The sequence below is a fragment of the Patescibacteria group bacterium genome, from assembly GCA_041667185.1.
Lineage (GTDB): Bacteria > Patescibacteriota > Patescibacteriia > SG8-24 > SG8-24 > JBAYFM01.
Genome location: JBAYFM010000003.1, coordinates 42,362 through 56,261 on the forward strand (window position 1 = coordinate 42,362; position 13,900 = coordinate 56,261).

Here is a 13,900-nt window from a genome sequence, read left to right on the forward strand (position 1 = left end):
GGTGCCTGGCATCGATCGGGTGTCTGGCTCCCCGCGGATGCCTGGCACCTGATCAAAAAAAGACACCGAAATAAAAATCCCGACGGCCGAGGCGTCGTCGGGATCGATATCGAGGAAAGGAACTATTCGGTGGGTGCTTCGCGTCGGAAGAAGACCAGCCAGATGCGCATGAGGTAGTCGACGGCCTTTTCCTTGCCGTGGGCGTGGATGTAGTACTCGCCCTTGGTCACGTTCTCGCCATAGAACAGCCGGTGCAGATTCTGGCGCGTGTCCGACCAGTCGATGCTGATGACGCTCTTGCGCCAGCCGATGGTGATCTCGCCCAGGTGCATCCGGAACTTGAACCACGGGGCGCAGCGCTCGCAGTCGCAGTAGCCGTTGGGGATGGCTTCGAGCTTGGCGTCGCCGTAACCGGCGGCTTGGAGGATCTCGCTAAAATATTGTCGCATCTCCTGCTCGCGGTGCTGGCGATTGCACTTGCGGTGATAGTAGCGCCGAACGTTGAAGAGTGCTTCGTCGCCGGGCTGAATGACGTAGTCGTCGTCGATACCCTCGCGTTCGCCGACCTAGCCGAGTTTGTTGATCTTCGCATCCGGATACTTCGGATCCGACCGCATATCGATGAAGCGATCGTTGCGGATCGAACTGCCGCCCGATTGGATGAAGTACTCGGCAGCGCGCCGGCGGGCGAAGACTATTTTGACCTCGCCGAGCGTCTGGCCGACGAATCGGGTGAGGTCGACGACCTTGGTGTCGCAGGTGGCGTGGAAGTCGTGGCAATCGGCCAGACTCCAGTATTCGCCGCAGTGCGCACAGCAAATGGATCGCGGCGGCGCGGGGACCTCGAGGGCGACCTCGATCCACGTATTGGCCGGCAAGTAGTTCCAGAGTTCCTTTTGCGGCAGGACATCGGGCAGACCCAGGACCATCTCTTTAGGGATATTCTTGCCGGTGATCCGGCTGAAGTTACCGCAGGAGTCGGTGGTCCAGCGCCCGAGGATCACGAAGTCGTTCAGCCGCTCATGCCGCTTGTAGCCGGCCCGGAAGCGGTCGTCGATGAGCCGGTTGAGACCCTCGAGGTCGGTCAGGTATTTGGCTATCCCTTCGGCGGTATCGTACGGTTTCGTTGTCATGATCTGACCTTTCGTTGGGTTGTGAAAGTACTTGGTGTTTACGGTCAGGATGAACAAATATATAGCTAAAATACGGCTAGAGGTCAAGTTATCGCTCAGTCGGAACCGCTGGGTGCCTCCGGATATACTTAAACTATGGTAAAATGGATCACGTTCGGTTCATCTAATAAATGTTCAAACGGATATATGAATAAGAATATCGCGCTCCTGGTCATGGCCGCGGCTTTGGTGCTCGTGGGAGCCGGGTGCGGCAAGACGACGACGATGATTTCCGGCGACCAGGCCGCGTCAAGAGACCAGGTCGTCCGGACCGCCGCTTTTCTGGATCTGAGCAATCAGGGCCTGACCAAGGTGCCGGCCGATGTCTTCGGTCGGACCGGGTTGGAGGTGCTCGACCTGTCGAATAATCGTCTGACCGGGGCCATTCCCGCGGAGATCAGGCTGCTGCAAAAATTGAAGACGCTGAATCTGAGCAACAATGAGATGACCGGCCTACCGGCCGAAGTCGGACAATTGCGCGACCTAGAGGTGCTGGATCTGTCCAATAACCAGTTGACGGGTTTGCCGAACGAACTCCGCAACCTGTCGAAACTGCGGACCTTGAATCTCGCCGGAAATCCTTATTCCGCGGCTGATCTCGAGTACATCCGGCAAGGCTTGCCGAACGCCGTGATCATCATCAAGTGAAGCGGCGCTGACGAAATGAAATGAAGACTCCCCGGGCTGAAACCCCGGGGTTTTCGGCGGAGCCGCGTCGTTCGCGAATGACATGTTTTGGTGTCAGGCACCAGCGGGGGAAGGGGATAAAAAAACGCCCGCAGAAGTGCGGGCGCTGGGAGTCAGTCGCAGTCGTAGACGAGGCAGAATTCATCCAGGTCAGCCTCGGTCAGGTGGGTCTCGAGCACGGCTATGCCCGTGACATACTCGCCGCTGTTCATGATGCCGGGCCGGTTTTCGAAGTGGGCCAGGCCGATGAAATGTCCCAATTCGTGGAGCACGAGCGGGCGCAGGAACGCGACGCAGTCCGCGTGGAGCCGGTCAGCGCCGTATTCGAGGAGATAGGCCTCGTAGTCGCCATCCGGCCTTTCCTGGTAGTACGTATCCTCGGCGCAGTACCAAGGCAGCAGAGGTCCGTGGTTGGCGGAGATCAGGACGTCGCCGTAGGTCCCATAGCCGCGTCCTTCGCCGGTCACCGATTCGAGCTCCAGAAAATCCGGCGTCGTCTCGCTGATGCGGTAGATGACGTGCTGATCGTCCTCCAGATCGTGAAGGTGGAAAGTGTCCGCGGTCCGGCCGGTGACGACGAGCACTGGTCCGGGCCGGCTCAGTCTTGAGCCGGCCGCCGAATTCCATTCGGCGATCGCTTGCTCGATGCTCTCGAGTTCCATTCCGGTCCAGGCGTCTTCGATCACGATTTCGAGCGGCAGGTCCCGGCCGCAGGCGGACAGGACGGCCGCGAGCGGCAGGATCAGCCGGAGCGCGCTGTTCAATTCAGGTCGAAAACGTAACCGAGCCATAGCTGGCCTCCGATCAGTGCGTCTTTGTAGATGGACAGGGCGTAATTGCCGTAGTAGAGCGGCACAGAGGTCGGATCAGCCAGAAAGGCGCGCCAGTCCACGGAGATGATGTGGCGCCCGCTGATCTTCCATTCGATCCCGCAGCCGATGGTCAGGTCGAAGAGTCGGTCGATCTTGGGATGATTCACTTTTGCCCAGGGTAGGTTTCCGAACACGCCCAGGTCGAAAGCGTGGACGCGCAATTCTTCGCCGCGATAGACGTCCAGGAGCAGACCCAGACCGAGTCCGTAGGGCGCGTAGAGATTCGCTTCCAGCGCGAACGGCACGTTCGGGATGTAGCGCACGCGCGCGGCGAGGAAGGCTCCGCCGTTCATGGCGGCGTAACTGCCGCCAGCGGCGGCCACAGCCCGCTTGTCAAAAAGCGAACTGTTCTCATAAGCTGCCGCCGGAGCGGTCCAGGCCGTCCCTAAACCCAGTACAACGAGCAGAGTCGAGGTTTTCATGGCACCGTGCCCCCTACCCGCCACCGTACAACGGTTCAACGGATTGTTAAGGATCATGTCCGCATTCTCTTTACCAGATTTAAGCTCAAAAGTCAATGGTCGACAGCTCGCCATTTCGGGTCGTCAAAACGCCTTTTTATTGTTGGGTAAGCATCCCTTTTTAATTTTAGTACTCCCTGAAAGCGACCCTACGCCGAGGCTTGGGTGTTCATAGCGGCGATCTCTGCTATATTAATGGGACGATTCCAGTCATCTCATCTAATATCTTATGCATGACATCATCGAAGCGCTGAACTGGCGCTACGCGACCAAGATCTACGATCCTAAGAAGAAGTTGTCGACTGAAAAGTTCGAGATACTGCTCGAAGCCTTGCGATTGTCCCCGTCATCGTACGGCCTCCAGCCCTGGAAGTTCGTCGTCGTACGCGATCCGGCCGTCCGGGCTAGGCTTCGCGTGGCCGGATATGACCAGTCGTCGTTCACGGATGCCTCGCATTTGGTCATCCTGGCGGTCCGCCGCGATCTCGATGGTGCGTACGTCGAGGAATACATCCGTTCCATGGCCGTCGCTCGCGGACTCGCGCCCGAAGCCTTGAAGGGTCCACGCAATCAGATACGAGACATCCTACGGGGCCGCTCTCCGGAGTCGATCCTGGAATGGTCCACCCGCCAGGTCTACGTCGCCCTCGGCGTCCTTCTGACTGCGGCCGGTCATGAACAGATTGACGCGACCCCGCTAGAGGGCTTCGACGCCAAGAAATTCGACGAGATCCTCGGATTCAAGGAGCTGGACCTCGAGTCGCGGCTCGCGGTCGCTTTGGGCTACCGTTCGCCGGAGGATAAACACGCGGCCGAGGCCAAAGTCCGTTTCCCGAAGGAAAAGGTCGTCATCGAGATCAATGGTTGAAACGGCATATTAAAAAAACCGGCCCAGGAGATGGGCCGATCGATCGGTCGGTCAGCCGTCGGCGTCGGAGCCGGCGGTTTTGGCCGCCGCAGCGTGGAGCCGATAAAGGCCATAGAGAGCCGCGAGGCCGGCGAGAGTCGGAAGAGGTGAGTCGAAGCCGAACGAGCACCCGATGGCCGCGCCTTCGAGGAGCAGGGAAGCCAGCACCCAGAGGTAGCCGAGCTTCAGGTCGCTCTTCATGATCGGCGCGAAGAAGATCGCGACGATCGCGGCCGAGACCGCCGCCATGATGAGGACGACATCGGTCGTGACGTTGTGGCCGGTGAGGCCGTAAGCGCCGTTCAGCCAGGCGACGAAGGCTGTGGCCGTGACCGCCCAGAGCTGGGTCGGCTTGGCCGAGATGCCGACGACCGCGAAGATCGGCAGAAGTGCCGCGATGAGCGCCATGATCGGTCGGGCGCCGCACATGCAGGCGATCGCATACCCGCCGAGCGCGGCGGCGACGGCGAAGCACTGGGTCCGGATCAGTAGTTTCACGGGTGTTCCTCCCAGGCGTCGATCAGACACTTGGTGGCGACCTCCCATTGCTGGAACGAACAGTTCTTGACGCGCTCCACCCAAGGCCCGAACGTTCCGAAGAACTCGGCCAGCCGCAACCGCGCCATGTTGACGCCGAAGTGGGTGGTCAGGAAGCCTCGCTGGGCCACGTAGCCGTCGTGTTCGGTGATCAGATTTTGGCCCTCGGTTTGAAGATTGCGGGCTTCTTGATCGTAGGCGGCGCATTGTTCCGGGTGGCCGGGTTCGAAGTAGCACCGGTTGGTCTGGTGCGCCTCGACCCGCTTCAGGAAGTGGTCCCAGCGGATCGTGACGTCGACGATGTTCGATTCGACCACGGCCAGCGCTTGGCCGGTTTGGATCGAGTCCAGGACCACGGCCTTGAACTCGTCCATGGTGGTCGGAGCCTGAGCCCGCGCGGGCGCGGCGCCGATGACCGCCAGAGTCAGAGCGAGGATGTAAAGAGCGGTTCGTTTCATGCGTTCCTCCTGTCGGTTGTCTGTATGTTGCCCGATTTTTCGGACAGCCCCCGCATATTAAGGCCGCGACCGCCGGGTGTCAATGTGGGTTGATTCAAGTATTTAGCGGTCGGTAAAATCCGGCCCAACCAGGCCATATTTTCGTCTGAATCACCCACAGCCGCCAGGGTTGCCGGATCAGGCTGAAACGACTACAATTCCTGCGTATGGCTGAGGGGCGTGTTGCAAAAAATACGGCCTATTTGTTATCTGCTTCCGTCGGGCAGAAGATCTTGGCGTTCATCTATTTCACCATCGTCGCGCGCTCGGTCGGCGTCGAGGGGACCGGCCGCTATTTCGTCGCCGTCTCCTTCACCACCATCTTTTCGATCTTCGTCGATCTCGGCCTCGCCAACGTCCTCGTCCGCGAGGTCGCCAAGGTTCCGGAGAACGCCCAGAAACTCCTCGCCAACGTCCTCGGCCTCAAGGCTGTCCTGGGCGTGCTCACGGTCGCGGCGGTCCTCCTGGTCTCGCGGCTCATCGGCTATCCGGCCGAGACCCGGCTCCTCATCACCGTCGCCGCCGGCGTCATGGTGCTCGACTCGATCCACCTCGTGCTCTACGCGGTCATGCGCGGCTTCCAGAACCTGCGCTACGAGGCCATCGGCGTCGTGACCGGCCAAGCCGTGATCATCACGACCGGCATCGTCTTCGTCCTACTGAAACTGCCGCTCGTGTCGCTCGTCATCGCCCTCCTCTGTGGCAGCATCTGGAACGTGGCTTGGGCCGCCTGGATCCTCAACCGGCAGTTCGGCGTGAAGCCGATCCTGCGCTTCGACGAGGCGGTCATCAGATTCTTCGGGCAGGTCGCTTTGCCTTTTGCGTTCGCCGGCATCTTCTCGCGCGTCTACTCCTACATCGATTCCGTGATGCTCTCACGCCTCGTTTCCGAGGAAGCGGTCGGCTACTATTCGGTCGGCTACAAGCTCACGTTCGCTTTCCAATTCCTGCCCATGGCTTTCGCCGCCGCGATCTATCCGGCCATGAGCGAATATTACGTCAAAGATCGCGCCAAACTGGCCGCTGTTTTCATGACCGCCATCAAATATCTGCTGCTCGTGGTCGTGCCGCTCACGGTCGGTACGTTCGTGCTTGCCGGCCCCATCATCCACCTGGTCTACGGTCCGGCCTATGACAAATCGGTCCTGCCGCTCCAGATCCTCATCTTCTCGCTCGTCTTCGCTTTCCTGTACTGGCCCTGCGGCTCGCTGCTCAACGCTTGCGACCGCCAGTCCCAGAACACGACGGTCATGGGCGTGACCATGATCGGCAACATTATCCTGAACGTCTTCCTGATCCCGCGGTTCGAGGCCGTGGGCGCCGCCTGGTCGGCCCTCATCGGCAACGCCGCCCTCTTCGGCCTGGCGTTCTATTTCGCCTCGCGCGTCGTGGTCATCGATAAGCAGCGGCTCCTCTCCATCATCGGCCGGATCGCCATCGCCGGCGCCGCCATGGGGATCATCGTCGAGTTGCTCGATGGCGCGGCGTCCTTGGCGTTCATGGTGCCACTCGGCGCCCTGGTCTACGCCGCCCTGGTCTTCCAGCTCCGCATCATCACCTGGACCGAAGCGAAGAACATCATGAATCTTTTCCTGCGCCGGGGCAGGGGAGGGGTGTCCGACATCGTCTCATGAAGCCGCTTCTTTTCGTCACTCTGGAATATCCGCCGCAGATCGGCGGCATTGCGGTCTATCTGTCGCGGCTCGTGGAGAGTCTGCCGGCCGGTCGGACGCAGGTCATGGCGGACGTTTGTCCCAAGACGCACGAGACCGATATGCGATGCCAGGCTCCGATCTATCGCCGTCAGCTGTTGCCGGGCTGGATTCGGCCGCGCTGGCTCGGCGCTCTTTATTGGACCGACTGGTTCTGCCGTAAAGAAGGCCGGCCGGAAGCCATCATCGTGAGCCATCTGCTGCCCATGGGACTCGTCGCCGATCTGATGCGGCGTTTTCGGCGCGTCCCGTACGCGGTCATCATCCACGGCATGGACGCCGCTTTAGCGCTCGCCGCCCGCGGCTCCAAACGCCGCTCCGCGAGCCGTGTCGTCGCTAATGCCGCGCTCGTGGTCGCGAACAGCTCGTACACAGCCCGACTTGCCGAGACTTTGGGCGCGGCCAAAAGCAGGATTACCATCGTCCATCCGTGCCCGCAATTCCAGCCCCAGACCGACGTCGTCGAGTCCCGAGTCGCCGCAATCCGCGTCAAATACGGCTTGAGCAAGGATTTCACCCTGATCTCGGTCGGGCGGCTGGTGAAACGCAAAGGTTTTGATACGGCAATCAAGGCGGTCGCTGAGCTGAAGCGGTCCGGCCGGCAGGTGCGGTTGGTGATCGTCGGCGACGGTCCGGAAAAACCGACGTTGCAGGCCTTGAGCGTCGAGCTCGACGCGGCCGACCGGGTGGTCTTCACTGGCATCGTGAGCGACGAGGAACTCGCCGAGCTCTATGCCGCCGCCCACGCTTTCATGCTGCTGCCGCGAAGCCTCGGGCCGGACATCGAGGGGTTCGGCATCGTCTATCTGGAAGCCAACTTGTTCGGCTTGCCGGCGATCGCGTCCAGGACGGCCGGCGTGCCTGACGCTGTGCTCGACGGCGAGACTGGCCTGCTCGTGGAGCCTGACGACCATTCCGGAGCCGCTTACGCCGTCGGCCGGCTGATGGACGATCCCGGACTGCGCCGGCGTCTGGGCGACCGCGGCCGGGCGCGCGTGCGCGAGGAATTCACCTGGGAAAAACAGGCGGCCAAATTTACTCGGGCTCTGGAAACGGCCCTCGGGACGGCTGACGTTAAACAATGATCCTATGACCGAGCTGAAACCGAATACAGCGCGTCCGACCGTCAGTATCGTGATCCCGTCCTATCAGCACGGCGGCGAGATCGCCGAGTGCCTGCGGAGCATTCTTGATCAGACATTCAAGGATCACGAGATCATCGTCGTGAACGACGGTTCGACGGACAACACTCTGGAGGAGCTACGGCCGTTTCTCGACCGGATCCAGCTCATCAATCAGGAGAACCGCGGCGGCAACGCGGCGCGGAATCGCGGCTTCGACGCGTCGGTCGGCGACTTCGTGCTGTTCTGCGACGCGGACATCGTCATGCGGCCGGACATGCTCGAAACAATGCTCCGGACCTTGCGCGCGAATCCCGGCGCTTCCTACGTCTACTCGTCGTTCCGTTTCGGCTGGAAGGTCTTCCGGCTCTGGTCGTTCGACGCCGCCAAACTGCGGCAGATGAATTACATTCACACGACCTCGCTCTTGCGCCGCGGACATTTTCCGCGTTTCGACGAGAAGATCCGGCGGCTGCAGGACTGGGATCTGTGGCTCACCATGCTCGAACAGGGCCATGTCGGCGTCTGGATTCCGGAGATCCTGTTCAAGGCCATCCCGCACCAGGGCGGCATCAGCACCTGGGTGCCGGGTATTTTTTATCGCATACCTTGGCGGAAATTCGGCATCCGCATCGCGACCGTGGAGAAGTTCCTGGAAGCCGAGCGCATCATGCGGGCCAAACATAAGCTGCCGTAGTTATGGATCTGAGCATCGTCATCGTGAACTGGAAGGTCCGCGATCTGCTCGAGAAGTGCCTGGCTTCGGTTTACCTGGAGACTTCCGGGATCGAGTTCGAGGTCCTGATCGTGGACAACGATTCGCGCGACGGCTCGGTCGAGATGGTCGCGAAAAAGTTTCCGCAGGCGGATCTCATCGCCAGCAACCGCAATCTCGGTTTCGCGGCCGCCAATAACGAGGCGATCGCCCGCAGCCGCGGCGAGTTCATCCTGCTTCTGAATCCCGACACGGAGATCCGGGACGGCGCGCTCCAGAAGCTGGTCACCTTCATGCGGCGCGAGCGGCAGGCGGCCATCTGCGGCCCAAAACTCGTGAACGCCGACGGCTCGCTTCAGCCTTCGGTCCGGCATTTCCCGACGCTCGGGGTCCAGGCGGCAATCACTTTGAAATTACATCGGCTGTGGCCTGGGCTGCCGGGCGTGAAGCGTTATCTGGCCGCGGATTTTGATTATTCCCGGGCGTCGGCCTGCGATCAGGTGATGGGCGCGGCTTTGATGTTCCGCCGGTCGCTGCTCGAGGACATCGGTCCGCTCGACGCCGGTTATTTCATCTGGTTCGAGGAAGTGGATTTCTGCAAGACGGCGGCCGAGAGAGGTCATCAGACCTGGTATACGCCCGAAGCGTCCGTGCTGCATCACGGCGGCGAGAGTTTCGGTCAGCTGCTGGCGCCGCGCAAGCAGCGGATCTTCAACGCGAGCGGCCGCCGCTATTTCCTGAAACACCACGGGCGTCCGGCTTGGCTGGTCCTGCTCCTGCTGCATCCGCTCTCCATGCTGCTGGCCGTCGCCGGAGCGCGCGTTGCCGCCAAAAAGTTATGAACGAACGCCTGACCGTCATCCGTCAGACTTTCCGTGCCGCGGTCCCGCTCCTGGTCCTCGCGGAGATCCTGTCGTTCTGCGGCCTGCTTTTGCCGCCGTTCGCGGACAGCGGTTTCTTCATCATCATCGGTCTCGTCGCTGTCCTGGCCCTGCTGCGCCCAGGCCTGGCTTTCCTGATCCTGCTCGCGGAACTATTCATCGGTTCGCAGGGCGGTTATCTTTTTTCGTTCGGCGCCGGTTCCGGGCTGTACGTTTCCTTGCGCATCGGGTTGTTTCTGGTCGTGTTCGGCGCCTGGCTGGCGCGGACCGTGGCGACGCTCGTGCGGCGGCGCGGCGACCTGAAGTCCCTGGAATGGCTTACGGATATGCGCCGAGCGGGCTTATTTTGGCCTTATCTCGCGCTTTTAGCCGTCTTCGCGGCGAGCGCCGTGAACGGCATCTTGCGCGGCAATCAGTTCGATGACGTCTTTTTCGATGCCAACGGTTACGCCTATTTCGCGCTGTTCCCGCTCTTCATCGAGCAGCTGCGCGACCGCGAACTGCCGGCGCGGATCGCGGGTCTCCTGGCGGCGGCCGTGACGACTTCGATCATCAAAGCCCTGGCGGTGCTGTATTTCTTTTCGCACCGGATCTTTGTCGTCGCTTCGCCGCTCTACACCTGGGTCCGCGACACGCGCGTGGGCGAGATCACCATCATGACGGGGGACTTCTACCGGATATTTTTCCAGTCGTTCGTCTTTTCGCTCGCGGCGATCTTCGGCCTCCTGCTCTTCGCGGCGGCGGCCGGCAAAGAGAAAGACAGCGGCCGAACCGAATCCCTGATCCTGGGGGTTTTCGCGGCGACCGGGCTCGTGATGAGTCTGTCGCGCAGTTTTTGGTTCGGCGGTTTCGTCGCGGTCATCGCGCTGGCCATCCTCCTGGCGCGGCTGCGGCTGCCGACGGCTTTCTGGAAACGCCTTGCGCTGATCTCGGCCGGGACCGCGATCGCCGCCGTCGCGCTCATCGTCGCGGTCTACTCGATCCCGTTCCCGCGCAAGGGCGCGGACGTGGCCTGGGCGTCGTTCCTCGGCGGCCGTGCCTTCTCCGTGAGCGGCGAAGCCGCGGCGAACAGCCGCTGGGTGCTGCTGCCGGAACTCATGAAAGCCGGCCTGCGCCATCCGTTCGCGGGTTCGGGCTTCGGCACGACCGTCACTTATACGACCAGCGATCCGCGCCTGCTCTCGACCAATCCGACCGGCGCTTACACGACGTTCGCTTTCGAGTGGGGTTACCACGATCTCTGGATCAAGTTCGGCCTCTTGGGGCTCGCGGTCTACGGCTGGTGGCTCTGGCGGATCATGCGCTTGCTCGCCGCGCCGCTCGACCGGACGGTCCAGGAAGCGGTGCCGGATGAAGTGCAACAAAAAACGGCCCTGCTGGCCGTCGCGCTGCTCACTGCCATGGCCGCCATCCTCGCGACCAACGTCTTCAGCCCGTATCTGAATCATCCTCTGGGCATCGGCATCCTGATGCTGCTCGCGGGTTTCGGAGCGCAAAATTCCCAGAAGTCCATTTCCGCGGACGCGGAAATCCGGCCGGAGATCCTCTAGTCCAGTCTCGAGCCGATCAGGTCCGGATAGCCGTTCAGGATCGCGCGTCCGTCGACCGCAGTCTTGCCCTCAAATTGGACCTTGAGCAGCACCAAGGCCTGTTTTTTGGCGTTCACGGCCGGATAACCGGAAGCGGCGCGGAAGACAACGCCCGGCGCTACGCCGGCTGACTCGTCCGCCACTTCGCCCCAGAGAATCTTGAATCTGAGCGGTTTGCCGCGGCGCTGCCAGACGGCGTATGCCTGCGGCCAGGTCGCGAACGCCCGGATCTTCCGTTCGATCTCCGCGGCGGTCTCGTCTTTCCAGGCGATCAGTCCATTCTCTTTGGTGATGATCTTGGTGGCGGTGGCCGCCGCGTGATCTTGGGCTAGGGCCGGGAGCGCGCCATCCGCGTATAAGTCGATCTTGTCGATGAGCAGTCTGGACGCCACAGTCGCGAGATCGGCCTGCAGGGAGCGGAAAGTGGTCTCTGGTCCGATGTCGACCTCGGCGGTCGCGACGACCGGACCATGGTCCATCAGCTCATCCATGACCATGAGGCTCACGCCGGTCTTTTTTTCGCCGGCCATGATGGCGGCTTGGATCGGCGAGGCGCCGCGATATTTGGGCAGGAGGGACCCGTGCAGGTTGAGCGCGCCGAGACGCGGGATCGCGAGCAACGCGACCGGCAGGATCTGGCCGTAGGCGGCCACGACAAAAAGATCCGGCCGGAGTCCGGCGAGGCGGTCGCTGAAAGCCTGGTCGCGCCGGACCTTCTCCGGCTGGAGGATGGTCCAGCCGCGGCTCTCGGCGAAGGTCTTGATCGGGCTGGGCTTGAGCATTCCGGAGCGTCCGGCCGGGCGGTCGGGCTGGGTCACGACGGCGAGCAGCCGGTAGCGGTCCGGAGCCGCGGCCAGGGCCTCGAGCGGCGGCACGGCGAATTCGCTGCTGCCGAAATAGACGATACCCAGAGGCTCGATCATAGGAAACTATTTTTTCAGGCGGTCGATGAAGAGGACGCCGTCGAGGTGGTCGTTCTCATGCTGCAGCACGCGGGCGAAAAAACCTTCGGCCGTGAATTTCAGTCTGCTACCGTCGATGGCCCGGGCTTCGACCTCGAGCGAGCGGTAGCGCGGCACCTGGCCGAATTGGCCGGGCACGGACAGACAGCCTTCCTCTTCGGTCACGGTCTTCGCGGAGTGTCCGGTGATGACGGGATTCGCGAGCGCCACCGGTCCGTCGGAGCTGTCGGCGATGAAGACCCGGAGGCTGACGCCGATCTGCGGCGCGGCGATGCCGACGCCGTTCGCGGAACGCATGGTCTCGATGAGGTCGTCGACGAGTTGAGCCAGGTCTGCGGTACCAAAAGACTCCGGCGGCACTTCTTCGGCCCGTACCCGGAGCACCGGATCGCCTTCAACGACTACTTTTCTTATCGCCATAGTTGTCGTATTTTAGCTTGTTCTGGCTCAGAAAAGGGTATCGGTTTTCGCCAGAACGTCATCGCAGGATAGCATTTTCAGGCGCGTTTGTAAAGACTCAGCGCTTGGGCAGGCCCGGCGGCGCCGCCAAGCTGGTCTTGCGGCATTTCCAGAAGAAAAGTTTCGCCGGGTCTTTGGCGTTGCTGTCCCTGACCTCGGAGAAGATCACTCGCGCCCGCGCCGCGCCGACGCGCTTGATGACGCCCAGATACATCCCGAATTTTTTGCGTTCGCCGAAATACGAGCTGACCTCGTCGGTCAGCGCGTGAATGTCCGAATGGATGTTGGTGTTGGCCTTCTGCTTCAGTCTGGCCTCGAGGGTCTGCTTGATGCCTTCCATATCCCGTGAGAGATCCATTGTAAAAAAGCCCGGGACGGGCCGTCGGCGGCAGCGCTGCGGACCGGACGCACTCAGGTGATGCGCATGCCGGCCACGAGGTAGCCCACGCCGAACGGTTTTTCGTAAGAGATGATCTCGGTCTGGTGTTTGACGTCGTCCATGATGCCGGCCAGCACCGCGAGGACGTTCATGCCGCAGGCTTTGGCTTCGTCGCTCCAGGCCGCGTCGATGTCGAGCAATCCGCGGAGCTGATCCTTTTCGACGAGTTCGCGGATCTTGGCGTCCAACTCTTCGCCGCGCGGCGAATAACCGGCTGGTGACTGCGGACCCACGCGATGCGACAGGTCGGCCGAAGCGATGACCGCGATGCGTTTGGTCGAGCTCATGAGTTCGTCCTTCAATTGCCGGCCCAGTTCGTAGTGGGTCTTGAGGTCGAGCTGCGAAGTCAGGAGCGGGGCGATCTTGATCTGCGGCAGATGGGCCGTGAGGTAGCACAAGGGGACGCTCATACCGTAATCCAGCGCTTCGGAACTCATGAGCGCGAGCGGCAGGTGCTTGATCTTGAAATCCTCGCGGATGCGGTCGATGAGCATGAAGTCGGACTTCCAGCGCTGCTTGGTCACGAGGTCGCCGAACTCTTCGAAATTGGTGACGTACTCGGGGTTGGCGTTCAGCGTGATGGCGTCCGGCAGGATGTCGCCGTGCGGCGAGATGATGAGGACCGTCTCCGGCTGGGCCAGGTACAGGTCCTGCTCCAGTTTTTCCATGGCTTTTTTGGTCTGCTCGAGCAACGCCAAATTTTCCTTGCTCACGGTGGGCATGAGCAGGGGAGTGTGCGCGGTGATGCAGGTGAAGACCAGCGACATAACGATGATATTTTAGCACATCGTTAAATTTCAAGGGAGAGCCGCGACGGGCGAGCGGTCAGGTCTAGTTTGGCGCTGTCGTTTCCACATTCATCAGCCGCCAGTTGACGTTCGGTTTCTGT

At 61.5% G+C, this 13,900-nt stretch carries 17 protein-coding genes; 7 read left to right on the forward strand and 10 right to left on the reverse strand.

Annotated features, from left to right (window positions below):
* Positions 1-122: 122 nt before the first annotated feature.
* Positions 123-449, reverse strand: a complete 327-nt coding sequence (locus tag WCT10_01540; GenBank protein MFA6603507.1) for a hypothetical protein — start codon at positions 447-449, stop codon at positions 123-125.
* Positions 450-566: 117 nt separating this feature from the next.
* Positions 567-1,133 carry a hypothetical protein gene (locus WCT10_01545; GenBank protein MFA6603508.1) on the reverse strand — a complete coding sequence of 189 codons (567 nt, stop codon included), beginning with the start codon at positions 1,131-1,133 and terminating at the stop codon, positions 567-569.
* Positions 1,134-1,319: 186 nt separating this feature from the next.
* Between WCT10_01545 and WCT10_01550 the strand changes: the two genes are divergently transcribed.
* Complete coding sequence (locus tag WCT10_01550) at positions 1,320-1,820, forward strand: leucine-rich repeat domain-containing protein (GenBank protein MFA6603509.1); 501 nt, start codon at positions 1,320-1,322, stop codon at positions 1,818-1,820.
* A gap of 152 nt (positions 1,821-1,972) precedes the next feature.
* On the opposite strand, the gene WCT10_01555 is transcribed toward WCT10_01550, so the two are convergent.
* Both WCT10_01555 and WCT10_01560 read right to left on the reverse strand, forming a co-directional pair.
* Positions 1,973-2,650, reverse strand: coding sequence for a hypothetical protein (locus WCT10_01555; protein ID MFA6603510.1), 678 nt, complete (start codon positions 2,648-2,650; stop codon positions 1,973-1,975).
* Positions 2,620-3,153, reverse strand: a complete 534-nt coding sequence (locus WCT10_01560) for a hypothetical protein (GenBank protein MFA6603511.1) — start codon at positions 3,151-3,153, stop codon at positions 2,620-2,622. Before WCT10_01560 ends, WCT10_01555 begins: the two co-directional genes overlap by 31 nt.
* 268 nt (positions 3,154-3,421) lie before the next feature.
* Here WCT10_01560 and WCT10_01565 point away from each other — a divergent pair, with 268 nt between their 5' ends.
* Positions 3,422-4,060 carry an NAD(P)H-dependent oxidoreductase gene (locus WCT10_01565; protein ID MFA6603512.1) on the forward strand — a complete coding sequence of 213 codons (639 nt, stop codon included), beginning with the start codon at positions 3,422-3,424 and terminating at the stop codon, positions 4,058-4,060.
* Between the two features lie 51 nt (positions 4,061-4,111).
* Here the strand turns inward: WCT10_01565 and WCT10_01570 are convergent, their stop codons facing one another.
* Entirely contained in the window at positions 4,112-4,597 is a 486-nt protein-coding gene (locus WCT10_01570; GenBank protein ID MFA6603513.1) for a hypothetical protein, read from the reverse strand.
* The gene (locus WCT10_01575) at positions 4,594-5,094 is read right to left on the reverse strand and encodes a hypothetical protein (GenBank protein ID MFA6603514.1); all 501 of its coding nucleotides are present in this window, start codon (positions 5,092-5,094) and stop codon (positions 4,594-4,596) included. Before WCT10_01575 ends, WCT10_01570 begins: the two co-directional genes overlap by 4 nt.
* 206 nt (positions 5,095-5,300) lie before the next feature.
* Between WCT10_01575 and WCT10_01580 the strand changes: the two genes are divergently transcribed.
* From WCT10_01580 to WCT10_01600, 5 genes are read left to right on the forward strand one after another with little or no spacing between them, the layout of a single operon-like run.
* On the forward strand, positions 5,301-6,767 hold the full coding sequence (locus WCT10_01580; protein MFA6603515.1) for a flippase: 1,467 nt from the start codon (positions 5,301-5,303) through the stop codon (positions 6,765-6,767).
* Positions 6,764-7,930 carry a glycosyltransferase family 4 protein gene (locus WCT10_01585; GenBank protein ID MFA6603516.1) on the forward strand — a complete coding sequence of 389 codons (1,167 nt, stop codon included), beginning with the start codon at positions 6,764-6,766 and terminating at the stop codon, positions 7,928-7,930. The genes WCT10_01580 and WCT10_01585 overlap by 4 nt, the downstream gene beginning before the upstream one ends.
* A gap of 4 nt (positions 7,931-7,934) precedes the next feature.
* The gene (locus WCT10_01590) at positions 7,935-8,663 is read left to right on the forward strand and encodes a glycosyltransferase family A protein (protein MFA6603517.1); all 729 of its coding nucleotides are present in this window, start codon (positions 7,935-7,937) and stop codon (positions 8,661-8,663) included.
* A gap of 2 nt (positions 8,664-8,665) precedes the next feature.
* A complete protein-coding gene (locus tag WCT10_01595; protein ID MFA6603518.1) occupies positions 8,666-9,523 on the forward strand; it encodes a glycosyltransferase family 2 protein in 858 nt (285 codons plus the stop codon).
* Positions 9,520-11,112, forward strand: a complete 1,593-nt coding sequence (locus tag WCT10_01600) for an O-antigen ligase family protein (protein MFA6603519.1) — start codon at positions 9,520-9,522, stop codon at positions 11,110-11,112. The genes WCT10_01595 and WCT10_01600 overlap by 4 nt, the downstream gene beginning before the upstream one ends.
* On the opposite strand, the gene fmt is transcribed toward WCT10_01600, so the two are convergent.
* The 4 genes from fmt to amrB form a co-directional block, all read right to left on the reverse strand.
* Positions 11,109-12,074, reverse strand: coding sequence for a methionyl-tRNA formyltransferase (gene fmt, locus WCT10_01605; protein MFA6603520.1), 966 nt, complete (start codon positions 12,072-12,074; stop codon positions 11,109-11,111). The genes WCT10_01600 and fmt overlap by 4 nt on opposite strands.
* A 6-nt stretch (positions 12,075-12,080) precedes the next feature.
* The gene (gene def / locus WCT10_01610) at positions 12,081-12,533 is read right to left on the reverse strand and encodes a peptide deformylase (protein ID MFA6603521.1); all 453 of its coding nucleotides are present in this window, start codon (positions 12,531-12,533) and stop codon (positions 12,081-12,083) included.
* Positions 12,534-12,630: 97 nt separating this feature from the next.
* On the reverse strand, positions 12,631-12,912 hold the full coding sequence (locus WCT10_01615) for a hypothetical protein (GenBank protein ID MFA6603522.1): 282 nt from the start codon (positions 12,910-12,912) through the stop codon (positions 12,631-12,633).
* 71 nt (positions 12,913-12,983) lie between these two features.
* Complete coding sequence (amrB, locus tag WCT10_01620) at positions 12,984-13,778, reverse strand: AmmeMemoRadiSam system protein B (GenBank protein ID MFA6603523.1); 795 nt, start codon at positions 13,776-13,778, stop codon at positions 12,984-12,986.
* Between the last annotated feature and the right edge of the window lie 122 nt (positions 13,779-13,900).